Origin of the sequence: Marinifilum fragile JCM 15579, assembly GCF_001310955.1 — a bacterium.
Classification (GTDB): domain Bacteria; phylum Bacteroidota; class Bacteroidia; order Bacteroidales; family Marinifilaceae; genus Marinifilum; species Marinifilum fragile.
The window spans coordinates 14,323-38,534 of sequence record NZ_BAZX01000029.1 but is presented as its reverse complement, the minus strand read 5'-3'; the positions used below and the strand labels follow the sequence as shown (position 1 = coordinate 38,534).

General features: G+C 36.3%; 17 protein-coding genes. 7 read left to right on the top strand and 10 right to left on the bottom strand.

Annotation, left to right across the window (positions count from 1 at the left end; all coding sequences use genetic code 11):
- Nucleotides 1-422 precede the first annotated feature (422 nt).
- The 10 genes from JCM15579_RS16510 to JCM15579_RS16465 all read right to left on the bottom strand — a co-directional run bounded on the left by JCM15579_RS16510 (nt 423) and on the right by JCM15579_RS16465 (nt 18,812).
- Entirely contained in the window at nt 423-2,705 is a 2,283-nt protein-coding gene (locus JCM15579_RS16510; RefSeq protein WP_218186208.1) for a TonB-dependent receptor, read from the bottom strand.
- A gap of 174 nt (nt 2,706-2,879) precedes the next feature.
- Nucleotides 2,880-3,710: a hypothetical protein gene (locus JCM15579_RS16505; protein WP_054721785.1), complete on the bottom strand. Its 831-nt coding sequence runs from the start codon at nt 3,708-3,710 to the stop codon at nt 2,880-2,882.
- Nucleotides 3,711-3,747: 37 nt separating this feature from the next.
- Nucleotides 3,748-5,907, bottom strand: a complete 2,160-nt coding sequence (locus JCM15579_RS16500; RefSeq protein ID WP_054721783.1) for a S46 family peptidase — start codon at nt 5,905-5,907, stop codon at nt 3,748-3,750.
- 136 nt (nt 5,908-6,043) lie between these two features.
- Nucleotides 6,044-8,401 (bottom strand): zinc-dependent metalloprotease, encoded by a 2,358-nt coding sequence (locus tag JCM15579_RS16495; protein ID WP_083464732.1) that lies wholly within the window; start codon nt 8,399-8,401, stop codon nt 6,044-6,046.
- An 84-nt stretch (nt 8,402-8,485) separates the two neighbouring features.
- Nucleotides 8,486-10,018 (bottom strand): hypothetical protein, encoded by a 1,533-nt coding sequence (locus JCM15579_RS16490; protein ID WP_054721778.1) that lies wholly within the window; start codon nt 10,016-10,018, stop codon nt 8,486-8,488.
- A gap of 86 nt (nt 10,019-10,104) precedes the next feature.
- Complete coding sequence (locus JCM15579_RS16485) at nt 10,105-11,535, bottom strand: RagB/SusD family nutrient uptake outer membrane protein (RefSeq protein WP_054721776.1); 1,431 nt, start codon at nt 11,533-11,535, stop codon at nt 10,105-10,107.
- A 21-nt stretch (nt 11,536-11,556) separates the two neighbouring features.
- Complete coding sequence (locus JCM15579_RS16480) at nt 11,557-14,532, bottom strand: SusC/RagA family TonB-linked outer membrane protein (RefSeq protein ID WP_054721774.1); 2,976 nt, start codon at nt 14,530-14,532, stop codon at nt 11,557-11,559.
- Nucleotides 14,533-14,563: 31 nt separating this feature from the next.
- Entirely contained in the window at nt 14,564-16,435 is a 1,872-nt protein-coding gene (locus JCM15579_RS16475) for a 4Fe-4S binding protein (RefSeq protein WP_054721772.1), read from the bottom strand.
- A gap of 401 nt (nt 16,436-16,836) precedes the next feature.
- Nucleotides 16,837-17,442, bottom strand: a complete 606-nt coding sequence (locus tag JCM15579_RS16470; RefSeq protein WP_054721769.1) for a hypothetical protein — start codon at nt 17,440-17,442, stop codon at nt 16,837-16,839.
- Nucleotides 17,443-17,690: 248 nt separating this feature from the next.
- Nucleotides 17,691-18,812: a helix-turn-helix domain-containing protein gene (locus tag JCM15579_RS16465; RefSeq protein WP_054721767.1), complete on the bottom strand. Its 1,122-nt coding sequence runs from the start codon at nt 18,810-18,812 to the stop codon at nt 17,691-17,693.
- A 368-nt stretch (nt 18,813-19,180) separates the two neighbouring features.
- Between JCM15579_RS16465 and JCM15579_RS16460 the strand changes: the two genes are divergently transcribed.
- The 7 genes from JCM15579_RS16460 (at nt 19,181) to JCM15579_RS16435 (ending at nt 24,202) form a co-directional block, all read left to right on the top strand.
- Nucleotides 19,181-19,900: an ion transporter gene (locus JCM15579_RS16460; RefSeq protein ID WP_054721765.1), complete on the top strand. Its 720-nt coding sequence runs from the start codon at nt 19,181-19,183 to the stop codon at nt 19,898-19,900.
- Between the two features lie 218 nt (nt 19,901-20,118).
- Nucleotides 20,119-20,322: a sulfur carrier protein ThiS gene (thiS, locus tag JCM15579_RS16455; protein WP_054721763.1), complete on the top strand. Its 204-nt coding sequence runs from the start codon at nt 20,119-20,121 to the stop codon at nt 20,320-20,322.
- A gap of 89 nt (nt 20,323-20,411) precedes the next feature.
- Entirely contained in the window at nt 20,412-20,732 is a 321-nt protein-coding gene (locus JCM15579_RS22135; RefSeq protein WP_305067107.1) for a hypothetical protein, read from the top strand.
- Between the two features lie 5 nt (nt 20,733-20,737).
- On the top strand, nt 20,738-22,213 hold the full coding sequence (gene thiC, locus JCM15579_RS16450) for a phosphomethylpyrimidine synthase ThiC (protein WP_305067106.1): 1,476 nt from the start codon (nt 20,738-20,740) through the stop codon (nt 22,211-22,213).
- Nucleotides 22,197-22,844, top strand: a complete 648-nt coding sequence (locus JCM15579_RS16445) for a thiamine phosphate synthase (protein WP_054721762.1) — start codon at nt 22,197-22,199, stop codon at nt 22,842-22,844. The genes thiC and JCM15579_RS16445 overlap by 17 nt, the downstream gene beginning before the upstream one ends.
- Nucleotides 22,825-23,433, top strand: a complete 609-nt coding sequence (thiE, locus tag JCM15579_RS16440; protein WP_054721761.1) for a thiamine phosphate synthase — start codon at nt 22,825-22,827, stop codon at nt 23,431-23,433. Before JCM15579_RS16445 ends, thiE begins: the two co-directional genes overlap by 20 nt.
- Nucleotides 23,426-24,202: a thiazole synthase gene (locus JCM15579_RS16435; RefSeq protein ID WP_054721759.1), complete on the top strand. Its 777-nt coding sequence runs from the start codon at nt 23,426-23,428 to the stop codon at nt 24,200-24,202. Before thiE ends, JCM15579_RS16435 begins: the two co-directional genes overlap by 8 nt.
- Nucleotides 24,203-24,212: the final 10 nt, after the last annotated feature.

The window sequence follows — 24,212 nt, the reverse complement described above, 5'->3', positions numbered from 1 at the left end:
TTAAGCAGAATAAACTTGAATAGAGTTACTAAAGGATAAATTGCAAATATTTAAAATCATATTTTATTAACATATATTTATTTCTTTATTGACATTAGAAATAATCAATATTACATCATTAAATTCATCACTCCCTTTATTTACTGCCTTACTAAAGAACTTTAGTTAAATTTAAATACAGTGAAAACAACAATAAATTATCCCTTCAATAAATCTATTTACACAATATCACTTGCTGGATTACCAAATCAACACCTGGAATTAACCGAGACAGCATTATCTTAATTGTGGAGACAGCATTAATGCCGCCTTTTTGAATATTTAAGCACAAAGTATAGAATTGCGAAGCCCTACCTCAAATTAAAAATCAATCACAATCCCAATGGTAGGAATTGGTGATCCTTCCTCTTCTACCACCTGCTTCAGGCTTCTAGGTTCCGTGATAATTCCATTCTCATCCTTGCAAGGATGTACTCGGGAGCTTCGGGGGTTTTATGCATCAAGAGGTTTTGTATCTCCAGGAAGAACTCGAGTGATAGTTTCTTGAAATTGTACTTTTTATCAATTCGCACATCCAGTTCACTGAAAACACCCAGTTTATCCTCTCCCATTCTGCTGTAATCCAAAACAATTTCGGGATAGCGATTCAATGTTTCGTCCAAATTGGTTGGCACAATTGGCGTTTCTCCTGCAAAACGATAACGGGCACTGATCTCCCAATTTTTTTTGAGCTTGTATCCTCCGGTAAATGACAAAAGGTGACGACTGTCCCATACTGATGGTAAGTATTTGCTACGATCGAAACCTGTGAACTCGCTATAGAAAAAGGTATAGGCAAGCAATCCGTAAAAGTTCTTGCTTAACTTTTGCTGAAACTGCAATTCCAGACCATAACTTCTTCCTTTCCCTACAGTCTCTAATGCTTCGTTTCCCAGGACCTCAAAGTCGGCACCCTTATTGGCCAAGGATACTTGATCTGCTATGGATACCGGGTAATCGCTATACTTCTTATAAAATGCCTCTATACTAATGCTAGCTGCTGGTCCCAATATTCTTTCCAGTCCAAGCACAAAGTGATCGCTTCTGGTGTAATCAGCATCTTGATTCACAAAGTTTCCATTTTCCTGGAATCCAAGTATGGTATATGGTGCTATTTTGTAATATCTTCCCACTGATACTTTTAGTTTCCAATCATCAACAAACTCGTAAGATAAAGCCATTCGAGGCGATAAGGTCGAAAGCAAAGGGTTTCCTTTGGTAAAACTGTCACCATCCATGCGAAGGCCGAAAGAAAGATCCAATCGCTCGTCTAGAAAGCTTCGTGTGATGTTGGCAAATCCACCATACTTTATGAAATCAATTTCTGTTTTGTAGGCAAAACCATCATTCAAGTCAAAGGTTTTGTTTTCGTAATCGCTGTATTGAAGATTCAAACCGGTTTGAAACTTCCAATCCTTTTTAAAGTGAGTTAATGTCCAACGAAGTTTTGTTTCCTTTTCGCGCGAATCGTTTCTAAAATACAGGCCGCTTTGGTTTCGATTGTCTTCATAACGTGAAAAATCATTCTTTAACGAGTTATTGCTAAGGCTGGTCTGCATGAATCCCTTTCCCGTTTTAAATCGGTGCCTCCAACTTAACCCAATGGTGTTGCTCTGCTGTTCGATAAAAGGAGCTTGCTCCAATATTGATAGTTCATCTCCCTCAATATCTCCACTATCATCTACGGCAAAATCGTCAATCGATCCCAATCCAATTAGATTTATTGTATTGTATTTGTCGATTCTGTGTGTGACTTTGTATTGGTAATCCCAATAATCGGGTCGTATTGGCAATCCAATCAATTCAAATAAAAACTGAAGGTAAGAACGACGCACGGAAATCATGTAACTGGTTTTGCCCTGCACTTCTCCTTTTTTAAACAATGGGCCTATGTGAGTTAAGGCAGCCTCGCTAGCACTCAAGCGAAAGTTGGTGTGATAGGAAGATCTACTCCCTTCGCGTTGACTGAATTGAAGTACTCCGGATAGTGCATTGTCGTACTGACTGCCAAATGCCGAGGTAGAAAGCATTACTTCATCAATAAAGGATACATTCAGCATCCCAACCGGACCTCCCGAGCTCCCCTGAGTGCTAAAGTGATTGATATTGGGGATCTCGATTCCATCCAAATAATAAACCGATTCGTTGGGAGCTCCACCACGAATGATCAAATCATTTCGAAAACCTCCGGGTGATGGTGATATGCCGGGAAATGTTTGTGCCACACGCACTACATCATTATTTCCACCAGGATAGGTGGCAATTTCAACTGCTGATAAGGATTGTGTTGAAAGTGGCGTCTCTCTTGGTCGGGTAATCTTATTCTGATTGGAAACTGTTACCTCAGAAAGATTGGTTGAGGCCTCTTCCAGAACAAAATTATATTCCTGGTTCCCTACCGATTTAACATCAATATTGTAACGTGTTTGACTCTTATAGCCCAAATAGCTTGCCACCAAATTATAAGATCCAGGCTTTACTTTTGTAATCTGGTAATAACCATTCTCATTGGTAATGGCCCCTTTCGTTGTATTTTCAAGATAAACTGATGCACCAATTAAGGTCATTCCTGTCTCATCTGTAACATATCCTGATATGGAAGTACTAATTTGCGAATAGCAATTAAAGGCAAAGAATATAAAAAGGAAGGATAGTTGCTTTCTCATTTTGTTGTATCTATCTTTTATCTTACTTATCTGTACAAACAATTAAGATATAAATATGTTTCCTCTTATTTATCATTTAAACAAAAAAAGAGCCCGTGGCAAGGGCTCTTTTCGATAACACTAACTAAATCAGATGTTCTAATAACCAACAATTAGAATACCTAATGCTTTTTATTACTTCACATATCTTTTGTAAAAACTATATGCACTATCCCAATCAAAATTTACCAATCTTGCTTGGCTAGGATCTAAATCCACCATATTATTAGGCTGAGTTTTTCTCATCTTGATAAATCCTAGATTCGATTCATCTAACAGTCCTTTTCCAATTACGAACAGATCTTCAGAAATACCTATCTCCTCTCCTTTGGTAATGGTAATATGATAGAGATTGTCTTTTACAACTGTTTTTTCCAGCAATCTTTTAAATGCTCCCTGCGTCATTTGTGCAGCAACTCTCTTTTGTTTGTCACTTGCATATTTCACCTTTTCAAAATCTACCTTTAAAAAGAAGTAGTATTTAGATTTTTCATGCCTTTTTACAGCTTGAAATAAATCTTTGGCAATGCAAGCATAGATCTCAACCGAGTCCTTTCCATGTTTTTCGTACAAGCGATTGCGCACATCTTTCATCACCTGCTTTTTAACTGGTCCCTTGGTATTTTCGCTCTTTAAAAATTCCAGAAAGTAATAAGGATGACTAAAACCATATTTGTTGGCTTCTACTTTGGCTTCCTCAGGTGATAACATTAGATTTTTACCCAACTGGTACCACGAATAATTATCAATGTAGAAACGATCGTTTGCAATCTTTTCGGTTCGAAATTCCTGAATGCTTTGCTTGTTTTCCTTAAGAAGACGAACAGAATCCTGTGCACTCACTTGATAACTGTTAATTTCATTATCAAAATCAGCTTTAAATTGAGCAATATAGGACTCATGATCGTAAGAATTACATGCTGATAGTAGCAATGCAATCAAGATTAGATAGTGTGAATGTTTCATAAGTAAATGTTTTTATCTCATAAGTTTCGTCAAAGTATTACTTCCACTCCTCCAATAAAGCATTTGCTTTTAGCTGATGTTCCAATACAAATCTTACATAGCGAATGTCTACAGATATCTGACGGGTAAGCTCAGGCATAAACTTGTAATCGCCTACCAATCCGTTACCTGCACTATCGAAGTTCAAACCAATTAATCTCCCTTTGGCATCTAAAACAGGACTACCTGAATTTCCTCCTGTGGTGTGACAGTTGCTGATAAAACAAGTTGGAATTTTTTTCTTCGATTCCTGAATTGCTTTTTCGCAAGACTCAAGGTATCCATTTGGAACTTCATAAGTTTTAACGTCTTTCTTACTTTTCTCAACCAAATCATTTAAGTCAGACATATAAGAGTATTCTATTCCTTCATCATTAATCCCAACAATATTTCCATATGATACTCTGAGACTTCTGTTTGCATCAGCAATGATTTTTTCGTCACCTTTCATTATTTTTACTGCTTGTAAATATCTCTTATGATATTTTCCATACTCCTTTCTGATGGTAGCACGTTGCATGTATACCATGTCTTTGTTGATTAAGAAGTAGCTCAAGCATAAATCGAATACTGGGTCGTTTGCTAACTTTTCACGATCCTCTTTTGTGAAATATTTTAGAAACTTATATAAGCTTTCCTTCGATGCAAACAGTGACCTACTAAAAATATCATCAATATACTTGTCGAAATCACCATTGTATTTTTTTCGTGCATTGACAATCGCAGCTGGCTTGTATTGATCTCCAACATTTTTATCATATAAAGCAACAAGAGTTTTTAAGAAGGCCTTCTCCGTTTCCACATCATAAGCGTTGTAGAAGTTTGAGGCTTCAACTCTTAGTTTTCTCAACTCTTTGTTCAGGCGTTTTTCGTTCACATTCTTACGAGAACTTATGGCATTCAGCATATCAAACTTACCTGCAAAAGCAACAAAATTTCCACCACTGATACCACCCTCGAAAACATACATATTCAATTTTTCGATGGTATCTAAACGTGCAACACACGATTCAATTCCAGGAATGATATCTGCATATTTTTCTTTACGTTCTTCAGAGGAATTAAGCCAAGCTGTAAATTCTTCTTCTTCCTTCTTTTTCAGCTTAATCAAATCTAGTTTTTCAATACCGCGAAGTTCTGCCTTCCATCGCAACAAACGGTTAGATGTTTTCGCCATGAAATCGGAATATTTCAACCATAAATCTTCATTTTTATTCATGGCATCTTTAATGATTTTCATTTTGGCATCCCTGATCTTGATTCCGTGGTAATTTGTAACATCAACAATCTGTTCAATGGCTCTGGCTGTTACATATTGCTTTGTACTACCAGGAAAACCATATACCATTGCAAAATCACCATCCTGGTATCCTTTCAATGATAGATCAAGATGGTTCGCAGGCTTAAGTGGAGTATTCGCAATCGAATATTTCAACGATTCATTGTTAGAGTCTCCATATACTCTAAGTATCGCAAAATCTGCCGATTGTCTTGGCCATTTCCAGTTATCGGTTTCTCCACCAAATTTTCCCAATGACAAAGGAGGCATTGCAACAATTCTGACATCGTGATAGATCTCATATACTTCAAGGAAATATTGAGTTCCACCAAAGTAAGACTTCACTTTTATCTTGTAATGATTTCCTTCTTTTGCCTTTGCCGTAAGTTCTTTAGCTCTTGAATCTATTAAGCTGCTTTTTTCCGCATCACCTAAACCTTCAGTTTCTTTTAGCAAAGATTCAGTCACATCATCCATTCGAACCAGGCGCGCTAATGTTAAACCTTTTGCTGGCAACTCTTCTGCTTGTGTTTGCGCATAAAATCCATTCTTAAGATAGTTATGCTCCTCGCTACTATGTTTGTGCAAATACGAAACTGCTGTATGATGATTGGTTAATACTAATCCTGATTCCGAAATAAAAGATCCGCTTCCTGAGAATGTAGTCGGATTGCTTTTTGTTGCCAATCCAAGAATGGCATCTTTCAGGCATATTGTATTGATATCGTAAACATCTTGGGCAGATAGTTTGAATCCTGCCTTTTTCATGTCTTTGATATTGTATTTTTTCAATAGAGATGGAATCCACATTCCTTCGTCTGCCTTTACCGATGCTACTGACAGCACCAGACAAATCAATAATAATTTTAGTCTAAGCATTTTAAGTATTTAGTTGTAAGCTTGTTTTATTTGACAAATTCCTTCTACCTCAACCCCCTAAAAGGCTTAAATCAATTGAACTAGAAAAGTCCCTTTTAGGGGATTTAGGGTTAAGTGTTATTGCTACTTTCTTCTACTACTCCAAAATATATGTAAGGAAGGAAAAATGTTTTTTTACATTTTCATTTCCCTTTTCAGCTCTTTTGTTTGCAATATTCTTAATAGATTCCAACTCTGAATGAATATCAGCCATGATCAGATTATTAAATACATGACCACTTTTGTCAGCATTATCTTTCAATAGTTTCTGTAAACCTTTTACATATTCTACCTGTAGATTTCTCACCCAGTCTGTACTTTGCTTTTTAGCCGATAAATTAAATAGTCTCTTTGTAATATCTGATAGATATTCACTTACCGAGTATGGATCTTTTGATTCTGTTGTGCATGTATACATTCTAACCAGAACAGCTCTATTCAAAAGATCTTCAATCTTTTTTCCTTGTGCTTTAATGATCTCTTCATCCAGACTTCCCAATCTTTTCTCTAAATCTTCACTCTTCATCCAATCAAATTGGCCAAGTAATTCATCCATGATATAGTCTAATGCTTCCTTTTGTTTTTCGCGACTTACTGCCACATATTTTTCAGGATGCATCTCATTGGTAACATCAAATTCGAAAACACCACCCAATCTGGCTTCAACATGTTTAAAGTACCTGTTGTACTGTTTGATTACACCATCGTACATCCAACGCAAATGATCATCTCCAAGCTCATCAGCAGCAGACCATTCAATCAAATTCTTCATGATTAGCTTTGCGTTTACAGCACCGTAACGGCTTGCTTTCACCACATCATTTCCCAAGGATTCTGTTAAAACAGAAGGATCTAAAGTTCCATCTCCCATACCATTTTTAGCACCAAACAAATACATATCATCTTTGCTACGTTCTTCGAACCACCTGTTCAATGTTGCCTTTTCTTCTTCTGAAGTATTTGCCTCGTAAATAGGTTGGTATGCCCATTTAATCGCAAAGTAATCATATACTCCCAATAAAGGTGGGGTTAAGCATACTCCTTTGTCTTTAGCCTGAGCGATGTAATTGTTGCGGGCATAATCCATAATTGAAGCGGCAGTTCCATATTTCTTGGTAAAACTTGGCGAGCGCAATGAATCTACAGGGAAAGCATAGGATGCACGATAGTTGTGCTTCATGCCCAAAGAGTGTCCAATTTCATGAGCTGCTGCATAACGAATTAACTCACCCATTATTGCATCTGAAACATCATTCATATTTCCTCTAATGGCAGGATCGTTTGCCGCTGTCTGAGAAAAACGCCACTGGTACAATTTGCTAATTACGTTGTGATAAAACAGCACATCTCCCTGAAGGATTTCTCCGGAGCGAGGATCAATCCAATGGTTACCCATTGCATTTGCCTTTTCCGTTGTAATGTATCTAAAGCAATTGTTTGTAAAATCGTTAGCATGGAAATATGTATCGTTTACCGGATAATCCTTAGCAATTATTGCATTCTTGAATCCAATTCTCTCAAATGCCATTTGCCAATCTTCAATACCAGCCTTAATAAATGGTTTCCATTTTTCCGGAAACGAATTGTCCACGTAAAAGACAATTGGTTTCGTAGGTTCAACCAATTTGCCATTCTTATGTTTTTGAATGTCTTCCTTTTTAGGTTCTAGTCTCCATCTTCTTATATATGAGTAGTTTTTCACATCTATATATTCAGATGACAGTTCTTTTCTTACTTCTTCGTAGTAGTTAATTTGGGCACTCGCTAAACGAGGTTGCATAGGTTCTTTGGGAAGTAAAACAATTGAGCGATGCAATGAACACATAAATTGACTGCGCTTCCCCATAAATCCCATTTGAGTAATAATTTCAACATTGCCATCATAGGCTCTGGCATCGGTAGTCTTTGTTACCTCAGGGATTACTTTCCCACTGCCTCCTCCTCCAAATGGAGAAATTTGAGGAATTTGGTTGCTAAAGAATTTTGTCACATCAATTACTGATGCATCATTCCTTGCGTTTCTAGCTTCTATCTTAAAAGCAGTATAAATGGTTTGAATGTTGTTTCGATCGAAAGAAATACTGATTGGATCCTTGGCATCCATTACGTTCTCAGTATCTATTACATGTAAATACACACTCTTATCATCCTGGCTAAACCTTACCAACATTGGGTTGTGCATCATTTGGCCTGCAACTGCATTTTTGGTAGAGCTAATCTCTTCCACCCGGCTGCCAATTAACAAATCTCTCCCCATAATGCTATCGGGAATTTCAAGCCACAAATCATTATCATTCAAATGAATGCTAATAAACCCGCTGTCGCTGATTTCAGCTTTGCTTACCAAAGTCTGGTATTTTTTTGCTAATACTGCATTATTCGACTGCGCATTCACGGATAGGTGAAACACCATCAAATTTATAATGAAGAGAAAAGATAATTTAAATCGAAACATTTTTTGTTATTTATAGTTTTGTGGCTTGTTTCTGAATAAAATATAGATAAGCGATCGGCAATTGCCGATCACTTATTGTCAATACTAGTATCTGTTAATGTATTTAATTCTAATTGTATAAGTATCTCCTTCTTGAGCATAGATATACTTAGGGTCGATATTCAAATCAGCGTCATCACAGGTGAAAGTAATATCAACCTGAACTTCTTTGGTTGCAATATTGTAAGTACCAACAGACTTAGCAACTTCAATAGAAACCGGAGTTACATTGGTTGATAGAGAAAGATCACCTTGAGTATTTCTTGAATCTTCGTACCAGAAATAATAGCTTTCTGCACTACCATTAACATCTACTGTTGTTTTAGCTTTCCAATCTACACCTTCTTTAATTTTGTAAAGAGTTAATGTTTGAGCAGGAACAACAACAGTACCTTCAGATGCTGAAGCATCAGTAGAAACAAAACGGAACCATCCTTCTGGTGCATAAATAGAAGTTTTTCCGTAAGTAGCTTCGTTTGAGAAATATTTAGTAAGACCTAAATAATCGAACGCCTGAATTTCATATCTTTCCTGCTCAACAATATCAATAAACTTACCTCCCATTTCTTTCTTGAAGATATTTACCACTTCGCCCCATTGGTTACCATCGTTAGGAGTTATGTGCATGTAATGCTCACCTGTTAGTGTTTTCCACGCTCCATCGATTACATCCCAATAGTAACGCTTCAACCAATAAGCGTCGGCATCGGTAATATAAACATTGTCTTGAGTATTCCACTGTGCATACAGGTAGTTGAATTGGTTATCAACATTGAACCAAACGGAGAAATCAACCTGAGGATCAACAGCATTAATTGCCAAAGTATTTTCTGTAGCTTTTACAGCATAGTCAGTTGTAGATGGTGTTGCAAAACCGAAAGTTACTGTTTTATCCATATCAACAACTGCAGTATTTTTCATTGTCACAGTAAAGTCAGCAGAAACATTACCTGCAGGAATAGTAATTGCATTATTAGTTAAACCAGCAATTTCGTAATCCGTATCAGCAAGCAAATCACCTGTAATTGTTAATGGAATTACAATATCAGTAGCAAATGTTTTACTCAAACCAACGGTAATGGTTTTTACTTCTTCCATGTATGGATTCGTAACCATGTTAGAAGTTGCAAACGATACTTCAGGAGCATCAGAAGGAGGATTTGCATTGTCAACAATAATAATGTCTACATTTGCAGGAGTAGATAATTCATAACCTGTACCAGCTTGTAATGCAATATTCACAACTTTACTGTCCTCGATTGCCGAAACATTAATCGGAGTAACAAAAATATTAGCTTTAGTTTGATTAGCAGGAATGATTACCGTCTTTGCAATTTCCTGATAGTTTACTCCCTCAACAGCTGTACCCGATAAAGCAATACCTACAGTATAAGCTGTTTCAATTGGAGCATCAGCATTTACTTTTACAACCAAAGCAGAAGTAGCCATTTCCGAAATTTCAATTACATCAGCAGTGAGCGATAGTTTAGGGATAATAGGATCATCATCGCTACTACAACTTGCCAGGATTAGTGCAGCGATCATTAGCCACAGCATGTTTAAATAACTTTTTTTCATGTGTTAATAGATTTTTGGTTATGGTTGGATCTTCCCAAAGGGAATCGGTAAGATCCTTTATTAGAATTTATTTATCTCATTAAATATTAGTACCCTGGATTTTGAACCATGCTAGAATTTCCTCTGATGGCGTCTTCAGGAATAGGTAATACAAACAAATTGCTAGGGTAATCCACGTTCACATTTTGCAATGCGTTACAATCAACTCTTCTAAGATCTCTACCCATACGTACAATGTCGAAAAACAAGTGCCCCTCGAATGCCAATTCTCTTCTTCTTTCCTGGAACAATTCTTCCTTTAAAGCAGCACCAGATAATTGAAGATTTGTAGCATTAGGATTTGCACGCTTGCGAATCACATCCAAATCGGCACGTGCCTGCACTTCATCGGTAATTGGCAAATTCAACGATGCTTCTGCACGAATCAGATACATCTCAGCAAGACGAATTACTGGAGTATAATGATCTTTATTTGAGAATTCTGTCCACTTGCGTGTTAAGTTCCCGCCTAATTGCTGTCCAATCAATTCAGCACGCACGTCACCAGCTTCATATAAATCAATAATATCATTGGTTGCCAACAACAGAAGCTTTGTTCTGTCATCACTAATTCCAATTCTATCTGAAAGTGGTGCAGATTGATTCACTCCTGCATTGTCAAGAATAAAGATATCCTCTCTTGTTGGCTCATTTTTAATATAGTAATCCACTAATTCCGGGTTCTCCACCAATGACACTGAACCATTCTCAATAACTTTGGTTGCATATTCTCTGGCTCTATCCCAGTCATTTTTATACAAGTAAACTCTTGCCAATAAAGCCTGTGCTGCTAGTTTCGACATGTAAGCTTTAGAATAATTTGCTTCTTCAATTCCGATAGCAGTACCCAAAACAGCTTCAGCTTCTAATAAATCGGTAACAATTGCTTCGTAGTTATTGAATAACAGATCGCGTGTAGTGTATTCATCATAGGCAATATTCCTGAGCATATAAGGAATTCCCAAATGTTGTGCGTTTGCTGAATAAGCGTAAGGTTGTGCATATAACTTGGTTAAATCAAAGTGAGCCAAAGCTCGAATTGCTTTTGCTTCTGCTACCGCTTGTGCCTTTTCAGATTCAGTGGCATCTTCAGCATATTCAATATTTTCTATTATATTATTTGCCTGGCTAATAATCTTATAAATTTCAGAATAAAAGCCATCGAAATAATCATCCTGTCCATCTTCGGTATGAGTAAATTGAAAAGCTGGAATGTAGTTGAATGAAAATGGATTTTCAAAAGTAAGATCATTAATTTTCAGATTACCTCCTTTTACCTCAGCTGCCATAATCATATTACAACCGTAATAGTCGAAATCTGTCATTCCATAATAAATACCATTCAAAGCTTCTTCAACACCACTTAAAGTCGAAAATAACTTATCATTGGAAATCTTTGTTGCATCATCAATGTCCAAAAAGTCGGAACAAGATGCAAAACCAATTGCCAGTAATGCTATGTATATTAGTTTTTTCATTTCTTCTTTTTTAAATAATGATTAAATTCCTAAGCTTAATTGGAATGCAAATATTCTTGACTGAGGGAATGTGTATCGATATTCAGCCAATCCGTTTCGATTTGATTTACCAGGATCTTTGTACCAAGTATAAATATTTGAAACATTGGCACTAAGGGAAGCTTTATTCAATTTAAGAGCTTGGCAAATATGCTTAGGGAAAGCATATGACAATGAAATTGATTTAAGTGATACGTTAGTCTGGTCAAACAAGAATCTATCACTATAAGCATTAAATGAAATGCTCTGATCCAAACGCGGGATGTCTGTAATATCACCTGGCTTTTGCCATCTATCTACTAGGTTTATACTTTTATTGTACAAATGGAAAGTTTTAATATTCTCCATATCACGAGCCGCATAAGGAAGCATTCTATCAGCACCATATTCAAAAGAAATCATAAATGCTAAATTGAATCCTTTGTAGCTAAAGTTGTTAGAGAAACCACCCGAAAAGTCAGGATTACTCTTACCAATCTTAACTTTTTCACTCGAATCACCTGAAATGTCACTGTAAACGTCAGTGATTGTACCATCTTTTTTATACCATTGGGGGTTACCATTATCTGGGTTTACTCCTGCATATCTGTTCCCCATAATTAGGGAAGTAGACTCTCCAACAATCAAACCTGCAGTTCCGGAAATTAATCTATCGGCATAAATATTTAACTTATCCAAACGGTTTTTATTGAAACCAACATTTAAGTTTGAATTCCATTTCACCTCACCTAGCTTAATTCCATTTGCTTTTAAGGTAAACTCTAAACCATAATTGGTCAAATCAGCAGTGTTCACAGAGATTTGGTCCCAACCAGTTTCAGGCACCACATTAAGTGACATAATCCCGTCCTTGGTTTTGTTGTTATAATATTCAACATCCAGGTTAAACTTTTTCAAAAACTTAATGGTTAAACCTGTATTAAACTTAAATGATTTTTGCCATCCAAGTTCTTCATTTGGCGCAGCAAAAGGTTGAGCAACCAATTTACCATTGTAATTAGATGACGTATTGTAGCTATACAATCCTCTTGCTGAGTACGATCCTACTTTTGCATTACCTAATTTACCGTAAGATGCTTTCAGTTTTACGAAATTGATGATATCATTTTCTGCCCAAAAGTTTTCTTTTGAAATGATCCATGAACCACCAATAGAAGCAAAGTTTTCCACCTGCTGATCCCCACCAAAATAAGATGTTGCATCCGCACGATAGTTAATAGACATGAAATATTTTTTATTGAAATCATAATTCAATCTCCCATAATATGATCTCATTGCATTTTCACTTTCATATCCCTTTACAGTACTGTCTTCATCCTCCTTCGATTGGCCAGGAATCTTCAATTTTTCTGTAACTAAGTTATCTTCAGAAACAGATGTACTATTGGTGTTATCGTGTCTTAACTGAACACCAGCGGTAGCACCAAGCGAATGCTTTTTATATGAACCATTATATTCCAACTGGGTATTAGCAATCCAGTTCATATTTTCACGTCTGGATTCTTTAATCACTCCACCTTTTTTTCTTCCCAATCCATTTTCTTTTGAATAGAAAGTATAGTTTTTAGTGTTTGTATAATCCAAACCAAACATGGTTCTGGTGCTAAAATTCTTCGAAATTTTCACATTTAATTCTAAACTGTTATTCGAATAGAATTTTTTAGTATAGTTTTCGTTTTGCTCTAAAGCTGCCAAAGGATTGGCATAGGTTTCCATTTGTGTATAATCACCATTCTCGTCATAAACAGGAATGTTAGGTTGATATGCATAAGTTGCATAAGCACTATACTTATCGGTTTTAAATGAAGTTATACCTCCCGAGTAAGACAATCTAACACCTTTTGCCAATTCACTATCCAGACTTAAACGAGAAGTAATTGATTCATAATCATTCCCTTTGGTAGTAGTTTCATTATCCTTGTAACCTAAAGATAATCTAAAAGTTGACTTATCACCACCTCCTGATATTGTAAGATTAGATTGGTGAGAAACCGAATTTTGTAGGGTTAAATCTCTCCAATTGGTATAAACATCCGATGGCCCAACCAAATCAGGGATGTCATTTTCAGGATATCCAGAATTTCTGTAAAATTCAGTTGCTAATTCTACATATTGCTCCGTATTTAAGTAATCAATTTTATTGATTGGAGTATTTAGTAACATTTTTTGAGAGAATGATACTCTGGTTTTACCTTGTTTACCCTTTTTGGTAGTAATAATAACCACTCCATTAGCCGCATTTGCACCATAAATCGCTGCAGCTGAAGCATCCTTCAGAATTGAAACGGATTCAATATCCTCAGGATTAATCAAAGCCAATGGGTTAATAACCGTTTCTGTTCCTGTATTTACGTTAGGATTCAACGCATCAATCAAAGGCACTCCGTCTAGTATGTATAGCGGTTCACTCGAAGCGGAAAAATTAGTTCCAATTTCAGGAATAGAATTATTACCACGAATACGAACTTTAACGGGACTTGTTGGATCTCCATCATCCGACTCCAAATAAACACCAGCAACTTGACCTTCCAACATTTGGTCAACACTTTGAGCGTTACTGTGCTTTAACAACTCATCTGATTTTACCTGCTCGACAGAACCTACTACAGCTTCACGTGATTTAACACTACCGTAACCTAGCACCACCACTTCGTTTAACTTTTGGTCTGCCGATTTTAATTGTACATTAATGATTTTCTGTCCTTTTACTGGAATAAACTGGGTTTCATATCCAATAAACGAGAACATCAATTCAGCATTCGCTTTGCTTACTTTCAAATTGAATTTTCCATCGAAATCAGTTGTTACCCCATTCGATGTGCCTTTTTCAAGCACGGTAACCCCAGGTATACCAAGCTTATCGCTTGCATCTCTTACCGTTCCCGTTACCGTCAGTCCCTGCGCAAAAAGCTGGAACTGAAGTAAAACAAGAAGTGCTATTAAATAAATTCTTATCATAGACTTGTTATTTAATTGATTTTAGTATGGGTTAGTTTGTAAATTTAAATTTGTATGGATTTGCAACCTGCTCGGTTTCACCATTGGTATAAACCAAGGTCATTTCCTTATTCGCTGCCCAACTCACTATTTCATCCGGATCTACTTTATCCTGAATGTAAAAGAATCGAACGGTTGGTTGTGTTTGGTAATCAGCCTGAATACCAACTACTCCCTTGTATTTCTTAGCAACATGGTTTGACAACTCCTTAAACTTGTTCTCATTTTTAGGAAAATCTTCCAATACCAACAATACTGATCTCAACTGCTCTCTTGGATAAGATTTAAAGTTGTTGAAGGTTGCCTCATGCTTCTTAAAGGTTCTTTTCATTAAGCCCATTCCATTAATTGGCACATTAGATTTAACAACATCCTTCACTTCGTATGGGTAACTTCTGCGATGCTTAATGGTAGTAATCAAAGTCTCAATTTTTGATTCGCTCATATCAGCATCACAGAATGCCAATAATCTAATCTCAGTATCAAATTGAGTCTCCAACTGATAAACACCTTTATCTTTTAGCGCCTCAGCCATAATCTTCAAGTCAGCCTCTGTAAGATACTTGGCAACACGAAGTTTGTGAACGGTTAACTCCTGATCCAATTGTGGAGCCTTCACAAATTGTTTTGATCTGGCATAAAGCATTTTTCTGATGCTTAGCTCATCAATTTTTGTAGTATCGTAGGTAATTTCTGCTTTGTGATCGCTGATATAAGTATTAACAGCCAAAACTCCATCTACTTCTTTCATCTGACGCACAAATCCCATAGAACTACTAAAGCAAGTCAAATGACTCATGTGATTAATGGTAAACTCCTTCGACTTCTCCATATCTTCCTTACTTCCCCAAGCTTTAGAAACAGTTGGCAAATTATATTGACTTGCAATTAGTAATCCCGAAATGAACAATACCACTACCAATACAGAAGGCAACCACTTCACATTCATCTTTTCGTTTAATGTAAGTGCACCATCTTTTGGGCATGCAGAAACACAATCACCACAAAGGTTACAATCAGGATGTTTTACCATCTCAAGATCTGCAACATCAATACCCTGTGGACAAGTTCTTGAACACAGACCACAATCGATACAAGTATGTGTGTGACGAGTAATTTTTAAAACAGATTGTTGTTTTGTTTGAATCTTAAGAACCTCCAAAGCATATCCTACCAAGCAGATAATTCCAACAATAATGCTGATATCAACACCTACCTCGAAAAAGTACATTGAAGACAATACGGCAACAACAACTCCAACTCCAATCCAATATTTAAAAATGTTTGAAATTGCTCCCAGCGGACACAAGTACTTACACCAGAACAATCTGAAAATGATTGAACCCAGAAGAAATACAGAAATAGAGATTGTTGCAAACAAAAAGTTTACTCTGTGCCCAAACATGGTAACAGAACCATAAAATGGATCGTATGTCTTGCAGAACAATTCTCCGGTTTCAAGCGTAATGGTAAGTGTGAAAAATAAAAGAATGTATTTTAAACTTCTTAATACTTTATCGGTAACACCATTAATATCTCTTCTGATTTTAAATTTGTCAGCTATTTTTCCAATAGCTTCTGATACTGTACCTAAAGGACAAAGGTGACTACAGAACAATTTTCCAAGAACCAATATGCAGAATATAAAAATTGCTCCAAGTACCATTTGTGTTACGGTCATGTTACAAGCAATAAGGCCATCTTTCATTAAAGTAAGAATGGCTTGAATTCCCCCCATCGGACAATAAGTCTCAAAATCGACTACACTTAAGCCTACTTGATTTCCAATAAAGAATAGGATAATCAGAGAAAGAACAGAAAACTGCAAAATGTTTCTGAATAGGCTAACTCGTTTTTTACTCATAAGATTTAGATTGATTTTTGATTTCAACCGAAAAGTGGGAAATGATACAATCCTACACGCTGCATTTTGGAATATGAGACTTTTGCTACCGTATCATTTTGGCTTCTGACACTTTTACCACTCTCTTTTTCTGCCACTTATGATTTTAATTGGATTCACTCTAAAATATGTATGACATCCTACTGTTTTGAATCGTTCTACACAACTCAAAAGATTTTTCACTTTTGACAATCACCTGAGGCTTTCTTTTTTCAGCGTGATTACCTCACACAATTAACCTTCTGCTTGCAAAATTGTCTGTATGGGTTCGAGTATGTAATCGCATGATTTTGGTATTTCTGCTATAGGTTATAAAAAAGCCTGCATTTAATGATGCAGGCTCTCTATTTAATATTCAATATTTACCATCTCCTTGAACGATTCTTCATGCGCTTTTCTCTCAACTCTAAAAAATCCTTAACTCGTTGAGGTGATAATTTTAAAGCTTCACCCAAAAAACTCCTATTATCCATTTCTAAAACATCCTTTCTTTCTGAAACACTTGCTACTTTTTTTCTAAGCTTTTTCATGAACCCCCTCATCTCTTTGTCCCATTTATTTTCATGATACCTGAAATATTCATAAAACCTATAAGGATGTTTAAATCCTCGTTTCTCTGCCATTTGTTTGGCTTCTTCTGGAGTAATCCACAGATAATAGCTTGTTTTTAAATTTGAATAAGAAATTCGATTGCTAGCAATTCGTTGCTGATCCCAATTTCCAAATTCACCCATTAGCACAACACTTAATGAATCCCTCCATGAATCTACTCTTTGAGGTGCATATTGATATTTCGTCATGATAGAATCAAATTTTACAGATTCTATATGAATCTTAAAATCCTTATCCAAATGTTCATACTTATGAGTTAGATAATCGTAATCTTTATAAGATTGTGGAATTTCTCTTGACTGAGCAATTGATACCAATGAAATACCTAAAAATAGAAGTGAAAATAAAATCCTCATAATTTTAATGTTTTTGTTATCGAATTATTAATGTAGTTAGTAGACTTCTTTTCATTATTACATCATGCACTAACGAAAAGGAGTCTTAAACTTTATTAACTTAAAATAACAGAATCATTAATAGATAACCTCAGTATTTTGATTCTCAGTCTTACTAAATATGTGTCATTTCACGAAATAACACCATTTAAATACTCTGTAGTTGTAACTTAAACTATAAAGTAGAATCCCTATAAATTGGGCAAGATTTAGGATTTTGACTTGATATACTCCGTAGGAGTAATTTCATGGAATTGCTTGAATACACGATTGAATGAAGATTTGGAATTGAATCCACAATCGAAAGCCAGGTAAAGTAGGGTTTTATCTTCGTGTGCTTTTTGATCTATCAGTTGGATGAAATAGTTAATACGATAAGAATTCACAAAATCAGAATAAGATCGATTTGCACTGCGGTTGATTGCTTGTGAAATGATATGTTCCGGCATATCAATCATATCAGACAATTTTCGCAGTGTTAAATCACCATCTTTATACACCTCCTTTGTTTCAATGAAATTGCAAATTTTCTGAAATTGCTCATCATATGGATTTTCATCCATTGAATTACTTCCTGAATTGGTACTCCCAGATGTTGGAATAGCAATGTTATTATTCATAGGATGTGCAAATATGTAGGAGTACTTACTGTAGATATAAACAAATGATATCACAAACACCGATACAATAATATTAATAAGCATTACCTGGTCAATTACAAAGTGAAAGCCTAAAACACCTAGTAATTTAATCAGGAAAACCGCCGATAGCAGTATCATTACACCATTTCCGATACTACTGATCCATTTCAACCTGTATGGATTTCCTTTTAAAAATATCTCATTTTTCTGAAACTTTAATATCATCAAGTAACCCATTACCACATAGGCCAAAATGATCAAGAATTTCAAATAAACAGAAATAATGGCGTAGATATTATCGGAATGAGAACAACCGCCTTCACCAAGACAATCTACCAATCCCAATGATTTGGTAGTTGTTTTGTATCCCATATACACAGCAAAAGGAATAAAGTGTAATAAATGCTTCTTGCTAAAACTAAAGTTTGGGTCGACAAGACTCAAAATATAAAAATAGAACATGGTTCCATGCATCACATGACTGGCACATGCTAATTCATAAACCCAATGAAAATCGTGAAATAGATTCTGAGAAGATAAAAAGAAAGTTAGTTCAGCTATGGCAACAAGAAAAAGCCAAATTGAGAATATCTTATCAGATAAATGGTTTGCCTTACGCGACAAGATGGAAACCATAAAAATCCCAATATGGCCAAACAAATCACAAACAAATAATCCATACTCTACCACCTCCTCTTAATAACTGCTATCCTTATTTGATAAGCAATTTTAACTATTTTTAAGCATTCCAACAACTTATAATACAAATTCTGAATATGTATAACACTCGAAAAATCAAGCTCCTAAAAACATAATTTCTGATTTATTGAAAAAACTTATACTTATAAGGTTCACAGATGAGCTGACGCATCAAAAGCGTATAAACTTGTCGTTATAAGTTGTATGCGTAATTATTTTTTTTATCCAAATTTGGTATTACAAATTTTATTTCTAATACTTTTTTACAATAATTGTATAATTTAGGAATAGGAACAATCTTTAATAAATTAGAATAACTTTAAATTATTTTTAAGAATTTTTTAACATATCTATCAGTAATGAAGGAAATTATCAGAAGCATTGTTGAAGACAATACAACAAAAAATGGAAAAATATTCGATTATTTTATCCAAACTCTAATTATGCTTTCGCTGATTTCATTCTCAGTAGAAACATTACCTAATAATTCTCCTCATGTAGTAAAGTTTCTGGGATATTTTGAGATCTTCTGTATCATCATATTCTCCGCTGAATACATCCTTAGAATTTTTGTTTCAAAACGTCCTCTTTCATACATCTTCAGTTTCTATGGAATCATTGATCTTTTGGCCATACTGCCTTTTTATCTTAAAGGAACTTTGGATTTTAGAGCAATTCGTGCATTCAGAATCTTTAGAGTGTTCAGAACGTTAAAGTTGATTCGATACAACAGAGCTTTACACCGATTTCATATCGCAGCTAAAATTGTAAAAGAAGAAATCATTCTGTTCTTTATCGTAACAGGTATCTTAATTTTTTTATCGGCAGCTGGAATATACTTTTTTGAAAATGAGGCCCAACCCAAAGTATTCGCCTCTGTTTTTCATAGTTTGTGGTGGGCCATTGTTACTCTTACCACAGTTGGCTATGGTGATGTTTACCCGATCACTGTAGGAGGTAAGATTTTTACATTTTTTGTATTGCTAATTGGTGTAGGTGTCGTTACGGTTCCGGCTGGTTTGGTAGCTACATCCTTATCTAAAGCAAGAGAAATTGAAGAAGAAAAAAGAGTAAAATAAATAACATTTTATTCTACTGAATATCACCACAATAAAATCATCCCAATAAATTTTTCAATCGTTTACAGTAAAAATTCAAAATATTTCATTTAAGTTTGTCAACATTATTAACAAGGGGTGCCTGTAACGGCTGAGATTATACCCTATGAACCTGGGCAAGTAATGCTGCCAAGGGATGTATGTATCTCCTGTTTCTACTCCTGTAATCTTTTTTGAAAATGAACATTTTTTGTAATGGTAATCCAATTGCTTTGGATGATTGTGCTTCGTTGTTTACACTTTTATCGGTGACTGAATACGTGGATCAAAAAGGTATTGCAGTAGCAGTAAACAATTGTGTAGTGAAAAAACAGGATTGGGAATCTCACCAACTTCAGGAAAACGACAAAGTTTTGATTGTTTCGGCTACAAAAGGTGGATGATCCCAGGCTCCACTGCTTAAACTTTCAATATTCTTCTGTCGCTTAATTGCCTCTTCTAATGCAAGAAGAACAATTAAATTCATAGAAGATTGAAAACAAAAAACATTACTCAAGGTAGTTTTCCAAACTCCCAAAAAATCTATGTAAAAGGTAAAATCCATAACATAGAAGTGGCAATGCGCGAAATAGAATTGGCAGATACCACTGATAAAAATGGAAATGTAATTAAGAATCATCCGGTAACGGTATATGATACCTCAGGCCCTTATACGGATGAAAATATTGAGGTAAATCTTGAAAAAGGATTACCAAAACTTCGTAAACAGTGGATTCTTGATCGTGAAGATGTAGAAGAACTTGATGGGCTGTCGTCGGATTATGGACGCATCCGTTTGACGGATGAGAGCTAGATCATTTGCGCTTCGATCATGTAAGCACCCAACCATTAAAGGCGAAGGAAGGAAAGTATGTATCGCAATACTACTACGCCAAGAAGGGAATCATTACGCCGGAAATGGAGTATGTTGCCATTCGTGAAAACCAACGCATCGATAAGATCAAGGAAAAATACGCTCAGCACAAAGGTTGTCCCATGGGTGCTCAGATTCCTGAAACCCACATTACTCCAGAATTTGTGCGTAATGAAATTGCCAAAGGACGTGCCATTCTACCGGCAAACATCAACCATCCAGAAGCAGAGCCAATGATTATTGGCAGAAACTTTTTGGTAAAGATCAATGGAAACATTGGGAACTCCCCTACTACTTCGAGCATAGAAGAAGAGGTTGAAAAAGCTGTTTGGGCATTCCGTTGGGGCGCAGATACCATTATGGATCTGTCTACTGGTGAGAATATTCACGAAACGAGAGAATGGATTGTTAGAAATAGTCCGGTACCGGTAGGAACCGTTCCATTGTACCAGGCGCTTGAGAAAGTTAATGGTAAAGTAGAAGATTTGTCTTGGGAAATTTACAAAGACACTTTAATTGAACAATGCGAACAAGGTGTTGATTACTTTACCATTCATGCAGGTTTGCTTTGGAAACACATTCCAATGACCATCCACAGAACTACCGGGATTGTATCGCGTGGTGGATCAATCCTGGCGAAATGGATTCTAAATCATCACAAAGAGAATTTCCTTTATACTCATTTTGAAGATATCTGTAAGATCCTGGCAAAATACGATGTGGCAGTTTCTTTGGGTGATGGATTGCGACCAGGATGCTTGGCCGATGCCAACGACAAAGCACAATTTGGAGAGTTGGAAGCCTTAGGTCATCTTACCAAGATTGCGCGCGAAAATTTCGTGCAAGTTATCATTGAAGGCCCGGGTCATGTACCAATGCACATGATTAAGGAAAATATGGATGAGCAATTGAAACATTGCGACGAAGCTCCTTTCTACACCTTAGGTCCTTTGGTTACTGATATTGCTCCTGGTTATGACCATATCACCTCGGCAATTGGAGGTGCAATGATTGCCTGGCATGGTACCGCCATGCTATGCTACGTAACTCAAAAAGAACATTTAGGATTACCGAATCGAGATGATGTAAAGGAAGGTGTAATCACTTTTAAATTGGCAGCCCATGCAGCCGATTTGGCAAAAGGATTTCCTGGAGCTCAATATCGCGACAACGCAATGAGCAAAGCTCGCTTTGAATTCCGTTGGAGAGATCAATTCTCGTTGGCATTAGATAGCGAAAAAGCCATGAAATTCCATGATGAAACACTTCCGGATGAAGGTTACAAATCCACTCATTTCTGTTCAATGTGCGGTGAAAACTTCTGTTCGATGCGCGCTACTATGGAGGTACGTGAATTGGCTGAAAAGGCTCAGGAAAAAGCCAAAGAATTTGAACAAGCTGGTAATGAACTGTACAGCTAAGGAAATGTATTTGATTTTGATTTCTTATCCTGAATTTTTTAAAGGGGAAACAGATCTTGTTTCCTCTTTACTGGATCAATTTGATTTTACCTATCATTTGAGAAAACCTGATGCAAGTTATGATGAGCTCGAGAGTTTCCTTAGAAAAATTCCTGATTACCTACATGAAAAAATAGTAGTCTCTAATTCGATTGAGATTCTTGAAAGGTTCAAAGTGAAAGGAATTCATTTCTCCACTTTGAATAGAGAGAATGGAAATTACCTGGCTGGAAATTGCTATAGAGGAACTTCTTGCCATTCAATAGATGAAATCAGAAAGTTAGATGACGGCTATGACTATGTCTATCTGAGTCCGATTTTCGATAGCATTTCAAAACCAGGATACAAGGGAAAGCTAGATGTGTATGAAATCAAAAAGTTCCTCAATGAGTCCAGAAAGATTCAGGTACATGCACTTGGAGGAATAGCAGCCGGAAATATGGAACAAATTAGAGAATTGGGATTCGATGGCTTTGCTGTTTTAGGTGCTGTTTGGACCAATGATCCTCATCAAAATCAGGATAAGATTCGATCAAATTTCAAAAAAATTTACTCTATAATCCAAAGCATATATGAAAAGAGCAATTCCTAAAATTCAATACATTACACAAGACCATCATGAATTGTCTCACTCCATGCAAGCAAAACTGGCATTTGAAAAAGGCATTGAGGCAGTTCAAATCAGGATGAAAAACAGCAGTAAGGAAGAAATTTTGGAGGAAGCAACAAGAGCGTTGCAATATGCCAATATGAGCAATGGAACTTTAATTATAAACGATTCCATTGATATTGCCAAAGAAATTGGTGCTCATGCCCTTCACCTTGGTCTGAAAGATACTCCCATTGATGAAGCCAGAAAAATTCTGGGCAGCGAAATGATTATTGGAGGAACGGCTAACACATTAGATGATATCATTCTTCAAAAATCACGTGGTGCCGATTATGTTGGTGTGGGATCATTCAGGCATACTACTACAAAGAAGAAGCTAAGCCCTATTGTTGGAATGGAAGGATATCAAAGAATCATTTCAGAAATGAATGTACAAAGAATCGAAATTCCACTTGTTGCCGTTGGAGGAATACTTCTGGATGAAATTGAAAAACTGTTGGAAGCGGGAATGTATGGAGTTGCCATCTCAGGAGCTTTATTAAAAACACTAAACAACCAAACTCATGAATGATTTAAAACTAGGAGACAAAATATTCAAATCGCGTTTGTTCACAGGAACCGGAAAGTTCAGCTCAAACGAAATAATGAAACAAGCCATTGAAGCTTCAGGATCAGAACTGGTAACTATGGCATTGAAAAGAATTGACATTAAGGATGAGAATGACAACATGATACAGCATCTCAATATTCCTAATGTCAACCTATTGCCTAACACTTCAGGAGTCAGAAATGCAAAAGAAGCAGTATTTGCAGCACAATTGGCTCGTGAGGCCCTGGAAACCAATTGGCTAAAACTGGAAATTCATCCCGATCCAAAATATTTGCTCCCTGATGGTGAAGAAACTTTAAAGGCGGCAGAGGAACTGGTGAAACTGGGCTTTCATGTATTGCCTTACATACAAGCCGATCCAGTTCTTTGTAAAAAACTGGAAGAAATTGGAACAGCTGCCGTAATGCCATTGGGTTCTCCTATTGGATCAAACAACGGACTACAAACCATCGATTTCTTAAAAATCATCATCGAACAAAGCAATGTGCCGGTAGTGGTTGATGCAGGAATTGGAGCTCCTTCTCATGCTGCAGCGTCCATGGAACTTGGCGCTGATGCCGTGCTTGTAAACACTGCAATCGCTGTATCTCCAAACCCAGTTGAAATGGCTAAAGCTTTTAAAATGGCAGTTGAAGCAGGAAGAATGGCATATGAGGCAAAATTAGCGGAACGATCAGTTGGTGCCAATGCCAGCAGTCCTTTAACTGCTTTTCTTGATGATTTGGACTAATCAACTAATC